General features: G+C 32.6%; 16 protein-coding genes. 11 read left to right on the top strand and 5 right to left on the bottom strand.

From position 1 onward, the window contains the following. From DMB68_RS06310 to DMB68_RS06290, 5 genes are all read left to right on the top strand, one after another. Positions 1 to 297, top strand: a complete 297-nt coding sequence (locus DMB68_RS06310; protein WP_110345772.1) for a circadian clock KaiB family protein — start codon at positions 1 to 3, stop codon at positions 295 to 297. 3 nt (positions 298 to 300) lie between these two features. Beyond that, positions 301 to 600, top strand: a complete 300-nt coding sequence (locus tag DMB68_RS06305; RefSeq protein ID WP_110345771.1) for a circadian clock KaiB family protein — start codon at positions 301 to 303, stop codon at positions 598 to 600. Between the two features lie 3 nt (positions 601 to 603). Beyond that, the gene (locus DMB68_RS06300; protein WP_110345770.1) at positions 604 to 1,857 is read left to right on the top strand and encodes a sensor histidine kinase; all 1,254 of its coding nucleotides are present in this window, start codon (positions 604 to 606) and stop codon (positions 1,855 to 1,857) included. Between the two features lie 2 nt (positions 1,858 to 1,859). Continuing rightward, the gene (locus DMB68_RS06295) at positions 1,860 to 2,261 is read left to right on the top strand and encodes a response regulator (protein ID WP_110345769.1); all 402 of its coding nucleotides are present in this window, start codon (positions 1,860 to 1,862) and stop codon (positions 2,259 to 2,261) included. 434 nt (positions 2,262 to 2,695) lie between these two features. Then, positions 2,696 to 4,144 carry an ATP-binding protein gene (locus DMB68_RS06290; protein WP_110346375.1) on the top strand — a complete coding sequence of 483 codons (1,449 nt, stop codon included), beginning with the start codon at positions 2,696 to 2,698 and terminating at the stop codon, positions 4,142 to 4,144. Positions 4,145 to 4,566: 422 nt separating this feature from the next. Here the strand turns inward: DMB68_RS06290 and DMB68_RS06285 are convergent, their stop codons facing one another. Both DMB68_RS06285 and DMB68_RS06280 read right to left on the bottom strand, forming a co-directional pair. Continuing rightward, positions 4,567 to 5,469, bottom strand: coding sequence for an IS3 family transposase (locus DMB68_RS06285; RefSeq protein WP_110345768.1), 903 nt, complete (start codon positions 5,467 to 5,469; stop codon positions 4,567 to 4,569). A gap of 2 nt (positions 5,470 to 5,471) precedes the next feature. Then, entirely contained in the window at positions 5,472 to 6,017 is a 546-nt protein-coding gene (locus tag DMB68_RS06280; protein WP_110345767.1) for an IS630 transposase-related protein, read from the bottom strand. A 40-nt stretch (positions 6,018 to 6,057) separates the two neighbouring features. Between DMB68_RS06280 and DMB68_RS06275 the strand changes: the two genes are divergently transcribed. The 5 genes from DMB68_RS06275 to DMB68_RS06255 all read left to right on the top strand — a co-directional run bounded on the left by DMB68_RS06275 (position 6,058) and on the right by DMB68_RS06255 (position 11,765). Then, positions 6,058 to 6,957 (top strand): hypothetical protein, encoded by a 900-nt coding sequence (locus DMB68_RS06275; protein WP_110345766.1) that lies wholly within the window; start codon positions 6,058 to 6,060, stop codon positions 6,955 to 6,957. 16 nt (positions 6,958 to 6,973) lie between these two features. Beyond that, complete coding sequence (locus DMB68_RS06270) at positions 6,974 to 8,401, top strand: hypothetical protein (protein ID WP_110345765.1); 1,428 nt, start codon at positions 6,974 to 6,976, stop codon at positions 8,399 to 8,401. A gap of 145 nt (positions 8,402 to 8,546) precedes the next feature. Beyond that, on the top strand, positions 8,547 to 8,885 hold the full coding sequence (locus DMB68_RS06265; RefSeq protein WP_110345764.1) for a nucleotide pyrophosphohydrolase: 339 nt from the start codon (positions 8,547 to 8,549) through the stop codon (positions 8,883 to 8,885). Then, positions 8,882 to 11,074 (top strand): DNA/RNA helicase domain-containing protein, encoded by a 2,193-nt coding sequence (locus DMB68_RS06260; RefSeq protein WP_110345763.1) that lies wholly within the window; start codon positions 8,882 to 8,884, stop codon positions 11,072 to 11,074. Before DMB68_RS06265 ends, DMB68_RS06260 begins: the two co-directional genes overlap by 4 nt. 118 nt (positions 11,075 to 11,192) lie before the next feature. Then, entirely contained in the window at positions 11,193 to 11,765 is a 573-nt protein-coding gene (locus tag DMB68_RS06255; RefSeq protein ID WP_124019393.1) for a hypothetical protein, read from the top strand. Positions 11,766 to 11,878: 113 nt separating this feature from the next. Here the strand turns inward: DMB68_RS06255 and DMB68_RS06250 are convergent, their stop codons facing one another. The 3 genes from DMB68_RS06250 to DMB68_RS06240 all read right to left on the bottom strand — a co-directional run bounded on the left by DMB68_RS06250 (position 11,879) and on the right by DMB68_RS06240 (position 13,744). Then, positions 11,879 to 12,337, bottom strand: coding sequence for an RNA methyltransferase (locus DMB68_RS06250; protein ID WP_110346374.1), 459 nt, complete (start codon positions 12,335 to 12,337; stop codon positions 11,879 to 11,881). 280 nt (positions 12,338 to 12,617) lie between these two features. Further along, a complete protein-coding gene (locus tag DMB68_RS06245; protein ID WP_110346373.1) occupies positions 12,618 to 13,007 on the bottom strand; it encodes a RidA family protein in 390 nt (129 codons plus the stop codon). Positions 13,008 to 13,180: 173 nt separating this feature from the next. After that, positions 13,181 to 13,744, bottom strand: coding sequence for a Crp/Fnr family transcriptional regulator (locus DMB68_RS06240; protein ID WP_110345761.1), 564 nt, complete (start codon positions 13,742 to 13,744; stop codon positions 13,181 to 13,183). A 289-nt stretch (positions 13,745 to 14,033) separates the two neighbouring features. Between DMB68_RS06240 and DMB68_RS06235 the strand changes: the two genes are divergently transcribed. Then, complete coding sequence (locus DMB68_RS06235; RefSeq protein ID WP_110345760.1) at positions 14,034 to 14,450, top strand: OsmC family protein; 417 nt, start codon at positions 14,034 to 14,036, stop codon at positions 14,448 to 14,450. The last annotated feature ends 16 nt before the right edge of the window (positions 14,451 to 14,466 follow it).

Raw genomic sequence — 14,466 nt, 5'->3', positions numbered from 1 at the left:
ATGAAAAAAGAAGTTGTAGCCGAATGGCAGTTATTACTATATATAGCGGGTCAGACACCAAAATCAATTAAGGCGCTTGAAAATATAAAAAAGTATGCCGAAGAATATCTGGCCGGGAAATACAGCATCGAAATTATCGATTTGCTTAAGAATCCACAATTGGCTGAGGGTGATCAAATTTTGGCGGTGCCTACATTGGTAAGAAAATTTCCAGAACCCATTCGCAAGATCATTGGCGATCTTTCTAATGAGGAAAGAGTACTTGTAGGGCTTAATATCAAACCCTTAAAAGCTTAAAAAATGGATAATTCAGCTGATGAAAATAGTACAGCCAAACATAAGTTCATACTTTTTGTTTCGGGTATGTCTGTTAAATCAGGACATGCAATTGAAAATTTACGCAGAATATGCGACAAACATCTTCAGGGTAACTATGAACTGGACATCATAGATATTAGCCGGGATACAGAACAGGCTGTTGCACACCAGATTGTAGCGATACCCACTTTAATAAAAACATATCCTGCCCCAAGACGAATCATTATCGGTGATTTATCAGATCAGGAAAAGGTATTGAAAATACTTAATTTAAGTGAATAGAATTTGATAGTAGACGATAAAAATATAGACTCCTTATTAGCAGAAATTGAATCATTAAAGGAAAAACTTGATGAATCAAACAGTATTATTGAAGCTATAAGAGAAGGAGACGTTGATGCCCTTGTGGTCAACAAAGATGGAATTTCACAGCTTTATTCTCTTGAAACAGCAGATTACACTTATAGGCTGCTTATTGAAAAATTCAGGCAGGGTGCCCTGAGTATTTCTAAAAATGGACTTATCCTTTATTGTAATGAGTATTTTTCGAAATTGGTCAACATCCCATCAGAAAAAATAATTGGCAACTACATACAAGGGTATTTTGACAATTCATCCCAATTTACGACACTCATTGATGCCTTAAAATATGGTCTTAGCACACATGAAATTCTTTTTAAAACCAATGACACCCCTGCTACATTTCCGGCCTATATCTCTCTCACAGATCTTGAACCCTCTGTTGATGCTATTGGTATTGTGGTTGTCGACCTGACCGAAAAGAAAAAATACGAAGAAGCTTTAATAAAACATCAGGAGGAACTGGAAGTAAAAATTAAAGAACTTAACAGAATCAACAGCAACCTCGAGGAATTCATACACGTTATATCGCACGATTTAAAAGAACCGCTGCGAAAAATCCTCATGCACAACAGTAAAATAGACGGAAGTAACTTAACAGAAATTGATGCTAAATCAATGGGTGTGATTAAATTATCGGTTTTACGCCTTAATTCCCTTGTAGATGATTTGGTTAAATATTCTTCGCATACCGTGAAAGAAGAACATACAGAAATTGATTTAACAACGGTCATTTCTGAAGTTAAAGAAGACCTTGAAGTAATTATCAACGACAAAAAAGCCGATATAAGAGTTGGAGACCTGCCTGTTATAAAAGCTTCCAGGGTTCAGATGCGCCAGCTTTTCTCTAATCTGATATCAAACGCCATTAAATATTGTAAGCCAAATTGCCCTCCGGTTATTGAAATTGATCAGACTGATAATTTAGATGTTGAAATACCGAATCAAAATAGTAAATTTGTAAAGATTCAGATCAAAGACAACGGTATTGGAATGGAGACGAGCCATCTTCTCAAAATTTTTACAATCTTTCAGCGCCTGCATGCCCGGAACGAATATTCAGGAAACGGCATAGGCCTGGCGATCTGCAAAAAGATTATGGAAAACCATTCCGGAAATATCACAGTCGAAAGTAAACTGAATGAAGGGACAACATTTACTATTTATTTTCCAATTTAAGAATGCCTCAAAAAAAGCTACATATCATAATTGCCGAAGACGATAATGATGATGCAGACGTAATCTTCGAAACTTTCAACAACAATCCGGAGTTTGGAAAAGTAAGCCTCGTAGCCAATGGCGAAGAACTGCTGAATTTCCTAAAAGATACTGCAAACGAAACCCCCGATGTAATCCTGACAGATATCAACATGCCCATACTCAACGGCATTGAGGCGCTACAGGAAATTTTAAAGCACAACAAACTTAAAAGTATCCCCTGCTTTGTCTATTCCACGAGCATAAACCCGTCATACAAACAAAAATGCGATGTACTGGGCGTAAAAGGGTATCTCATAAAGCCCTACTCTTTCGAAGCTTTCGCCGAAATCCCAAACACGATTCTGAGTATTATTTCAGATTAAAAAATAATAATAGGTGAACGAGATTTTTTCTTTTAGAGAGAGTCTCGTTTTTTTATTAGGAGCTGTTTACTTCGTCAGTCGCTATCGCTCGTGTCCTGCTGTCCGTTATATTCCCGATCAAGAAAAAACTACGGCAAAAGCCTTGTTTTTCTAAATCGGGAGATGCCGCTTTGATCAGGGCTGTGAAGTCTGGGTTCAAAAACATTTTGAATTAGGGAGAATTAATCAAAAATGTGGTTATTCGGGATTTCCGAACAGCTTACTCAACGGCAGATTGAGTATTAAAATAGCCATCTTTTTTAATAACATGAGAATGTTTATACATCTAATAAGACTTCAAAGCTGATCTTTTTTTCTTATTTAAGGCAAAAAATAGAAAATAGATAGTTTTAATTATGCTTATTTTTGCTATTTTTACAGAAATAAGAGTATTTATGAAAATTTCAAGTATTATTCCGACTGAGAAAATTATCGAAAGGCTACATTACGAAAATCCGTGGTGGGTGTCTAAAGAAGTCCATTCAGCTTATCAGGATATGCAGAAAAGGCTTTATTTTGACTTGTTTTATCCTTTTGTCAAAGAAAAAGATATACGTAGAGCTGTTGTCTTAATGGGACCCCGACGTGTTGGTAAAACTGTAATGATGTTTCATTCTATAGATCAATTAATTAAAGACGAAGTTAATCCGCAAAAAATATTTTTTGTTGGTATAGACAATCCTCTTTATCTTAATTTAAGTTTAGAAGATATATTACTGTTATGTAAAGATGCTGTTAAATTACAAAACTTAGAAGGTTGTTATGTTTTTTTTGATGAAGTACAGTACTTAAAAGATTGGGAAAGGCATTTAAAAGTATTAGTAGATTCATATCCTGATACAAAATTTATAGTCTCCGGCTCTGCCGCAGCTGCCTTAAGGTGGCACAGTACAGAAAGTGGAGCAGGAAGATTTACTGACTTTATGTTACCACCACTTACTTTTCAGGAATATATTCATTTAAAAAACATGAATCATTTGATACTGAAAGGTGAAATAGATTATGCAAATCTCAAAATACCATATGCAGTAACACATGACATAAAAGCATTAAATAGAGAATTCATTAATTACCTTAATTTTGGAGGTTACCCTGAGGTTGTTTTGTCTGAAAAAATACAAAGCGATATGGGAAGATATGTCAAAAATGATATAGTTGACAAGGTGCTTTTAAGAGATTTACCAAGTCTTTACGGCATTAAAGATGTTCAGGAACTGAATCGCTTCTTCACTTACATAGCCTATAATACAGGTAATGAATTTTCATATGAAACAATGTCTAAGGAAAGTGGAATTATTAAGGATACCTTAAAGAAATACCTGGAATATTTAGAGTCAGCCTTTTTAATTAAAGTATTGAACAAAGTAGATATTAATGCAAAACGATTAAAGAGAGTAACAAGTTTTAAAGTATATTTAACCAATCCTTCACTAATAACAGCTTTGTTCTCGCCAATTTCTGAAACAGACAGCGAAATGGGAAATATGGTAGAAACGGCTATTTTATCTCAATGGATGCATAGAGAGAATCTAGATCTAACCTATGCAAGATGGAAAGATAAAAAAGAAGGAGAAGTGGATTTAGTGTTGTTGGACGATAGAAAATTTAAGCCGCTATGGGCAATCGAAATTAAATGGAGTAATCGATATTTTGACAAACCGCAAGAGTTAAACAGCCTTATCCAATTTTGTAAGGCTAATGATTTTAAAAGCACACTGGTTACCTCTATAGATAAAGAGGGAGTCAAAGAAATTGGTGATTTACGTTTCTCTTTTGTACCATCAGCATTATATGCTTACAATATCGGTGAGAATACTTTAAAAATGAAAAATACATCATACTAAAACATAGCATGTAAGCATCGACATTTACAAAGAAATTCTAAAAACATTGCAAAAGACATGACTGTTTTTTATTAGAAGCTGTTCCTGCTGTCCGCTATATTCCCGATCAAGAAAAAACTACGGCAAAAAGCCTTGTTTTTCTAAATCGGGAGATACCGCCTTTATCGGGGCTATGGGCAATTTTTTTATAAGATGTATTTAATATTTTTTAAAATCATTCCCTTACTTCTTACGATATCTTTTAAAATTTTTGGTGTTTTATTTCATGCACTATTCATACACTATCCATGCTTTATCTATGCCTTTGCCTAACATGTGTGCCGTCCTAAAATAACTATACTGTGTCGTCCTAAAATAACTATACAGATTATTAAATAAATCCTGTTATAGCTATACAAATATAATTCTTAATCCTAAACTTACTATACAGCTGTTTTTTCATGGCTAAATTTTTTATTATAATTCTTCCATCGCTTCTTCAAGTTCTCTGATTGCAAATGAGCTTGATTTGGGGTTAGGTAATCACAACTTGAATGTGGTCTGATTTCATTATAAACTTTAATACTTTTCTTTATTTGATTATAGGTTTGTTCAAAACCCAACTGGCTACCATGAAGATTGAACTCAGTCTTGATGATTCCGTTTACGCGTTCCGCCAAAGCATTTTCATAAGGATCCCCATTTTCAGTCATGCTGATTCCAATAGCATTTTTATGCAACAGATTCACATACTGGTGAGAGCAATATTGAGAACCTCTATCTGAATGGTGAATAATTGGTTCATGATACATCCTATTCTTTAAAGCCATTTCTAATGCTTCAATACATCCTTCTGCCATCAGGTCATTACGAAAACAATATCCTATAATCTTTCGGGAATAAGCATCGGTAATTAAACTTAAATAACCCCATTGGTTTATTAGTCTTATATAAGTGATATCACTTACCCAAACCTGTTCAGGCCTTATTACAGACATGTCCCTTATTAAATTGCTGTACTTACGCATCCAATGTCTTGAGTTGGTTGTGACTGCCTTCCTTTTACGTTGTCTCACCAATAATTTATGCTCTGAAAGCAGATCAAAAAGATAATCCCTGCCTATTTTTATCTTGTGTGATTCCAATGAGGATTGTAGAAGATAGTGCAGTTTGCGGGTGCCAATCCTTGGCAGATCATTACGCACTGCAATGACTTGCTGAAGAATTATATCTTCCCTGACCAGGCTGTTTTCTTTTCGCCATAAAGCGTCATAGTACGCATGTCTTGTTTTGCCAAACAGTCTGCATAACACACCTATCCCTAATCTGGAATAGTCATGTTTCATTTTCAGGACTGCCTGGCACCAGACTTTTTTCTGATGTCAATTTTAAGCTGCTCCTCGGCTACATCAATTAGCGTGTTGAGTGCCTTGATTTTCAGTTCTGCTTCTTCTAATGCTTTTTGTAGAGCTTCAGCTTGTGCAGTGATGAATGGTTTGGTTTTTTTAGCCATTACTGGTTCGGTTATAATACAAAGTTCGACTTTTTCCGCTTTGTATTGAGCCAGCCAGTTCCGGATTATTTTTTCATTTTTTACACCATAGGCAGTTTGCGCCTCTTTTATACTCATCCGGCCTTGCTCTATGGCTGTTACAATAGTACGCTTTTGCAGGTTAGTATAGCTTTTTCGTTTAACGTTTTGCTGATAGTCCATAGAACCATATTTACGCATCCAATTATAAAGGCAACTTTTGCCTAATTCGTAAATACGGTTGGCTTCATTGCGCGGAAGACCTGCTTCCACTTCCTTTACAACTCTTAAAATCAATCTTTTGTCATAATGACTTTGCTTACGATCCCGGGGAGCATAAACTTCCTGTTTCTTGTGTTCCATACACTCGTGAATTGTGTATAGCTATTTCAGGACAAGACACTTGAAATTAAACGAAATTTCCACAACACCAATTTATTCCGCACAAAGAGATTTTTTTTCTGGTCTTTTCCAAATGGATAAGTATGCATCAAAATTAATTAGTAAAGGTTATAAAGATATTGTAACTACTAATCTTAACTTGCTAAAAAGCATACATCAAACAACTAAGAGGTACAGAATATTACATGATAGGACAGAAGATGTTTTTTATTTGCGTGCTATAATTTCATTAAGTAATTATCATAATTATGATAATAATATTGCTATCCTCGTTGGCTTGGTTACTCTTCACAATGAAATGAAGAAGGGAGAAGTTACATATGATTTAAAACTATGTGAGTATAATGAATCTTTTATTAGAATGTTTTTTGAAAGCTCAGAAGTGACTATCTTAAAAAAAGTTGGGTCAGTAAAAAATATTATCGAAATATCCAATGATGAAATAAAAAGGGAAGCATTAAAGTTTTCAGGAGTGTGCTCAATAATTTTTACCTATAAAAACCTCGAAAAAGAATTATTTATAAAACCTCATGAAATAAAATCAAAAATTTTATCTATTAAACACAATCAAGTTCCAAAAACGGCTATTGAAGAATTAGATAATATCAAAAATTCTGAAAAAGTTCATAAAGAATTGTTCGATGATATTTCAAAAATATCAGAGATAAAAAATCCTGAACAAATAAAATTTTTAATAAAAAGAAAAGTTGAAAAAGCAAAAAGTGAAGAAATAAAAAGATATAAAACGGAAATCTTAAGGGAATTAACGAATAATACTGTTTCAAATATAATCGAACTTTTGAATGTCTTTAAAAAGATTGAATTATTAGCTAATGAAGACATTGAAACAACTGAATATTTACGTTTTATAATGTATCAGGCTTTGATTGAAAAAAGATAAAAAAGCATCCTAAATTATGAAAATAAGCAAAATTTACAACCTAAATAAATCTCAAGCTGAACTTGATTTTGTTGATATAGATACTAATGAAGATCTACCTCTCTTTTTAGATCCATTCTTTTTAGGTAAAAAACAAGATAATTGGTCAATTGACGCTACCCTAACATTAAGAAGTTTTTTTCAAAGAGTAATTGACCTAATTAGAGGCGGAAATGAAGATGAAGCTAAAGAACTATTCGACCATCTCCATGAGCCAAACTCGACTTGTTTAGGAATGTCTATTGGCAATCCAAGAGGGCGCGGGGTCGGGAATCAAGATACTGATAAAATTTATGATAGCTTGTTAAAAAGTAGAGCTATTCAAACAGGATTAATTCAAGATATTGAAGATAATATTTTATTCGTCGATAATTTTGGAAAAGATAAATTATCAGATATGACCACTAATATAATTACTAATCATTTAATTATCTATACCCAAAACCAATGCAAACTTCATAATATTCCATTATTGCCAAGCGTTTCATCTGGATATTTCTGGAATAGAAGATCAAATGAATGGGAAATTGAACATACAGAAATGCTTGTAATAGAGGAGCATAAAATTTTGCTAGTACCAAAAGGAATAGTGTCATTTTGCAAAGGCTATACTCCTGATAAATATTACAATCATTTTGTTTTAGAATATCTTCAAAATGAGAACTTAAGATTAAATACTGCCTTGGTTCAAAGAAAAAATAGCGGAGCTCATTTTGTTACAAAAAAAAGCATTAAAGAATTCAATCCTCAATCAAAAAATTTTCTACGACGTTTTACCCTTGAGCATCCAGAGGTTTTAGAGCAATTCAAAGATAAAACTAACATTAATTCTCTAACAAATATTGAAATCACCGATATTGATATTACCAAAATTAGACAAGATTTAATAATTAAACTTCAATCAATTCCTTCTGGAAATAAGTGTGCTTCAGATTTTCATAATATCATTATTGGGATTTTGGAATTAATCTTTTATCCTCATTTAATAAATCCAATAAAAGAAAAAGAAATTCACAACGGAAGAAAACGAATAGATATTACTTTTGACAATGCAGCAGAAAGTGGAATTTTTTATCGATTATCGGAAAACTTTAAAATATCATGTCCATTTATATTTATTGAATGTAAAAATTACAGTCGAGATATAGTAAATCCTGAATTAGATCAAATTAGCGGTCGTTTTTCGGTAAATAGAGGAAAAGTTGGATTTATTATTTGTCGACATATTGATGATTTCCAGTTATTTATGGATAGATGTAAAGATACTTATCGAGATGATAGAGGCTTAATTATCCCTCTTGTAGACAATGATATTATTCAACTGTTACAAAATTATGATAATTGGAATACAGGATTCACAGAGAAATTCTTAACTGACAGAATTAGAGAAATAACTATAAGCTAAAACGAATGATTTTTTGTTTTAAAAATAATCTCTGAATAATTTAATAGTTTTAAACGCAGATCCTTAGAAGTTTTAGAAAAAATAACAATTGGTAATCCTTTGATTAATGAATGTTTTTTAATTAATTTGATACAAAACAAATGTTATGGATAAGTACAATAAAATCATTCAAGAATTAATTCAATTTAGAAATGATAGGGATTGGGAACAATTTCATGACTCAAAAAATTTAGCTTTGGCTATTTCACTTGAAGCATCTGAATTAAATGAGCTTTTTTTATGGAAAAAAGATGATGAAGTTGAAAACATCAATAAAGACCGTTTAAAAGAAGAAATTGCTGACATCCTTTCCTTTACTTTTTTGCTCGCTGAAAAACATAACTTAGATGTTTTTGATATTCTCTCAGAGAAGATTAAAAAGAATGCTTTAAAATATCCTATTGATAAGGCAAAAGGAACAGCTAAGAAATATAACGAACTATGAGTTTATCATTTGGACTGTCTATTGAAGTTTCTGAGCAATATGATTTTAATAAAAATTCCTTATCTAAAATAGAACAAAATCCTTGGGTAAAAAACCAATGGCCATTAGTTTATTTTATTCAAAATGAGACACAACGTATTGCTTATGTGGGTGAATCTACAAACGCATACAGTAGAATTAAAAATCATCTTAGTAATCCAAATAAGTCTAGTGTTCTAAATAAAATTTCGATTATTGGAAGTGACAAATTCAATAAATCTGCTACTTTAGATATTGAATCTAATTTGATACAATACATAACTTCTGAAGGTACTTATCAACTTCAAAATGGAAATTATGGATTAATCAACCACAACTACTACCAACAAGATTTATACAAAGATCTTTTCAAAGAAATATGGAATAAACTTATTGAAAAGAAAATTGTAAGCAAATCTCTTGCAGAAATTGAAAATTCTGAACTTTTTAAATATTCACCATACAAAGCTTTAAATGAAGACCAGTACAATTCAGTACTTGAAATTCTAAATGGTTTATGCGTAAAGGAATCTAATCGAATTTTTATCAAAGGAAGTGCTGGAACGGGTAAAACTATACTTGCTACTTACTTAATAAAATTGTTGCATTCTGATGTTTCAGAATCAGGTCTGGAAGAATACAATGATGATGAATTAAGGGAAATAAACTACATAAGGGCTTTTCAATCAAAATATCCAAATGCTAAAATCGGATTAGTCATTGCAATGACTTCGTTGAGAGTATCTTTGAGAAATGTTTTCAAAAAAATCCCTGGTTTGAATCAAAAAATGATTATTAGTCCATCTCAAACATTTAATCTAAAAGAAAAGTATGATTTATTGATTGTAGACGAAGCTCATAGATTGAGACAATACAAAAATATTGGCTGGCTAGGGACTTTTAGAAAGAACAATCAAAAATTAGGATTAGATGATAGCGGGAATGAATTAGATTGGATATTCGCTAATAGTAAAAACCAAATTTTCTTCTATGATTCGGCGCAATCCGTAAAACCGTCCGACATTGATCAAAGTCACTTTGACAGTCTTTTGAATGATGAAAGAACTCTAAAACTTGAATTGACTTCGCAAATGAGAGTTAAAGGAGGAAATAATTACATTTCTTTCGTAGATGAATTGCTTCATACAAAAAGAAAAACCAATGAATTTTTTAAAATCGGAGATTACGAATTAATGAATTTTGATTCATTAAATGATTTATATGACGAACTCGGTAAAAGGGAGACTCTGTATGGTCTAAGCAGATTGATAGCTGGATATTCATGGCCATGGGTTTCGAAAAAAAATAAAAAAGCTATTGATATTGAAATTAATGGTTTAAAATTTCAATGGAACAAGACTGAAAAAGATTGGGTTAATTCGCCTAATGCTTTTAAGGAAGTAGGTTCTATTCATACTATTCAGGGATATGATTTGAATTATACAGGAGTTATATTTGGTAGAGAAATTGATTACGATAAAAATACTGGAAAAATAGTTATTGATCGAGGTATGTATTTCGATCAATACGGAAAAAATGGAATAGATGATATAGAAGATTTAAGACTTTATATTATCAATATCTATAAAACAATAATGTATAGAGGAATCAAAGGAACGTTTATTTATGCTTGCAATGAAGGTCTAAGAAATTATTTAAAGGGAAATATTGAAACTTTTCAACCTGAAATTCCTTTTAGAATGATACCATTTGAAGAAGTAAAACCTTATGTAAATTCTGTTCCGTTAGTTGACATTACTGCTGCCGCAGGTAATTTCAGTGATTTACAAATACACTCTGATTTTGAATGGATTGAATTACCTTTTAATATTGCGGTAAAAGAAGGATATTTTGTATGCAAAATTGAAGGTGAATCCATGAATAAAATAATCCCAAACGGTTCATATTGTTTGTTTAAAAAAGATTCTGGTGGCTCAAGAAATGGAAAGATCGTATTAGTAGAAAGTATGAATATTCAAGATGCTGATTTTGGTGCTGGCTATACTGTAAAAGAATATCACAGTACAAAAAATACTGAGAACGACCAATGGAATCATCAAACAATTACTTTAAAACCTTTATCTTTTAATTCCGAATATTATGAAATTGAATTAAAAGATGATGAATTAGAGTATTTGAAAGTTATTGGGGTTTTTGAATGTGTTTTGTAAAAGGTTATAATAACTCGATATCATTATTAAAATAATAGTAAAAAAAATACAAAGATTTTGATCGAATTTTAAATGATTGAAGTCAAAAATGTCATTTATACAATTTCTAAATCAAACTATGAAAAGTAAAATAATCAAACTGCGTGGTTTCCTAAAACGAAACAAAATATTTTTTGAAGTTTTAGCGGCTACTGTATTAACTATAACAAGTATTTTTGTTTCCTTTCAAGCAAATAACATTTCCAAAAGACAAATGGAAATAATGGAATCTGAAAATACTCCAAGAATAGAGATTCAAAGGACACAATTATTTATTGATTCAACAAAATCCAATCAAGTAACCAAATGGCTTGTTTTTAATAACAATAGTAAAATATCAGATTTTGAAATTGAAAAACAGATTTCATTTCTTAGCATAACTAAAAAAAATCGTGAAGAACTAAGTATTCCAGTGATAGAGTATCTTAATCCAAACGGTAAATTGAGTGGTGAAAACGAAGGTCTAATATATGAATTCGACAACGTCAATAGCTTTCAAGATGAATTTATAACTCGTCAAAATCTTATAGATTATGGAGGTGTTAACGTAAGAAGTTTTATCCAAATATCATATCATGATGTCTTGGGGGGGGAAAAAGGAAATAAAATATTTTCAAATTTCACCATTAATCCAAGAGATTTTTCAAAATGATTGGGATTTAATAAATGAAGATTGGAGTAGTAAAAGTGACGACGCAATCTATTTGAAATATATTGAAAAAAATATTCAGCAAATAAAAAAATAGCAATCTCAAAGCTTGTATTTTAAGACCTCGGCTTAGCCAAATTCCTGTCATACATCACAATCGTTCCTGCCACCGCTACGTTTAAGCTTTTTATAGATTTGAATTTCACTAAATGATGGCATTTTTTCATTGTTTTCAAAGGCAAACCATGATCTTCTGCACCTAATAAGTACACACAGCGTCTTGGATGTTCAAAGGTTTCTAAATCGGAGGCCTTTTCATTTAATTCAACACCCACCAATCGGGCTCCTTTGGGTAAGTTTTCGAAAAAAGCTTCAAAAGTATCATAGTGAAAATACGGAATTGCTTTTACCGCATTATGGGTATCACAGGCTTGTTTGGCATATCGATTGCCTATGGTAAATATAAAAGTAGCGCCTAAATTTTGAGCCGATCGCCACAAAACACCCAAATTTTCAGGCGTTTTACCATTGTGGATGCCGATACCAAAGTATTCATTTACAAAATTGTCATTCATAACGGCAAAAGTACAAAGTGTAAACAGATAAATCAATTTTTTGTTTAGGTGAAAAGAAGTTGGTATTGGCATGGCTTGTAAAATTTTTTATGAAAGTTTATCGTTGATACTCCCCTGCTCCATCAAGTTACTTTCTTACCGCTGGCAAACGTCTCCGACTTTAAACTAAGTTTTAATTAAAATATGATAAGACAAACAGTTTTTTTCACGACAACAAAAAAAGGGATATCCAAAACTTCTGTTTTAAGATATCCCCCAATACTATTGCTGCTAAATTAAATCACTTTACAACGGTAGCTTCAAATTCGATTTTTAGCGTTTCAAAAAGACTTTTAACTTCCATTAAAGTGGTGGCTTGTTTAATGCCGTGTTTGGCAATCCAATCCTGAAAAAGCGAAAAATGAGGCCAAAACTCCGCTGAAGAAGTTGTATAAATAGTGAGTCTGACAATTCCATTGGGTTCGTAACCTGCCTGGGTAACGACCGTTTCCAGATTTTGGAGCGCTAAAATGATTTGAGATTTCATGTCTTCGGTGCTTGATGTTCCGTCAGCGTTGACAGCAGCCTGACCCGAAACATATAAGGTTCCTGCCGGCTGTTTTACTTCGACAGCCTGAACATAACTGCGTTCGTCCTGCCATTTCCACGGATTTGTGATGTGTTTTTCCATTTGCTTTGCGTTTTTATTTTGTGCCGTTCCAGACACTATTGTGAATACTATGACAGCTAAAATCGTCGTGATTTTTTTCATAACTGCTATTTTAAATTTGCAAAGCAAAGTTCCTGATTATCCCTAAATCCGGACTTGACATACATCACGAATATAAAGTGAGCTATATCACACTAAGCGGATAAACGGCTTAACGTTTCGCGCGACACACCCAGATAAGAAGCAATTAAACTTTTGGGAACGCGCTGCATTAGGGATGGATATTGTTTGATCAGCTGTTCGTAACGCTCTTTGGAGTTGGAAGTAAGCCATGAAATGATTCGGCGTTGTGAACCCAGGAAACCAAAATTGGCTTTTTCGAGAAAGAAGCGCTGCATTTTTTGGAGGCCGTTGCAAAGTTTATTATAATCTTCGAGGGTACAGCACAACACTTCCGTGTCTTCTAAACATTCTAAGGACAATGTGGCTTCGGTCTGCGTAAAAAAGGCGTAATAATCACTTTCCCACCAATCTTCCATGGCAAAAGAAACAATGTGTGGTTTTCCTCCCTTATCGGTATGAACGAGTTTTAAAAGCCCGGAAATTACAAAATAACAATACCTGACTGTATCGCCTTCCTGTATCATAAATTGGTGTTTCTTAAATTTTTTAGTGGTAAAATGTGCACTTATAAACGCAAACTCATCATCTGTAAGTGGTACTATTTTTTCTATATGTTGCCTTAATTTTTCGTGCATAGTAAGAGGTGTTACTGCGAATAAGCGGTGATTATTTAATCTGTTTACTGCAAAAATAAAGCATTTATCACTAAGTCGATTGCCTCTATTTTTTGAGTTATTAGAAAAGAATTAAATATTTGTAACGGTTAATATCCTTATTAAGCTCTTGAAAATCAATTATTATAAAATAATTTAATAACACTGAAAAATTATTAATTTGATTTATAAGCACCTTCCCTATACCTTTGCTTCATCAAAATCAAACAACTGATTTGAAAATTAAATAACAACTTTAAAAATAGCAATCATGAAATTTACAAGAAGAGCAAACGCAAACTGGAAAGGTACTGGAATGGACGGAAAAGGAACTATCAGTACACAAAGCACCACCCTAAACGAAGCACAATTATCTTTTAAAACCCGTTTTGACCAGGGTGTAGGAACGAATCCTGAAGAATTAATCGCAGCGGCACATTCCGGCTGTTTTACGATGCAATTGAGCTTTCTACTTTCTGAAGCCGGTTTTGTTCCTGAAGATTTGGATACGGTAGCCAAAGTTACTTTCGAAGACGGAACCATCACTTTGATTCAATTGGAACTAACCGGAAAAGTACCCGGGATTTCTGCAGAAGATTTTCAGCAGGCAGCACAGAAAGCAAAGGAAATTTGTCCTATTTCTAAATTGCTTAATACTGAAATTAGCTTAACTGTTACGTTGAATTAAATTTCAATATCAAAAG

It is taken from the genome of Flavobacterium hydrophilum (genome assembly GCF_003202405.1).
Taxonomy (GTDB): domain Bacteria; phylum Bacteroidota; class Bacteroidia; order Flavobacteriales; family Flavobacteriaceae; genus Flavobacterium; species Flavobacterium hydrophilum.
The sequence above is the reverse complement of the archived record's forward strand: the minus strand, read 5'-3'. Positions and strand labels throughout refer to the sequence as shown.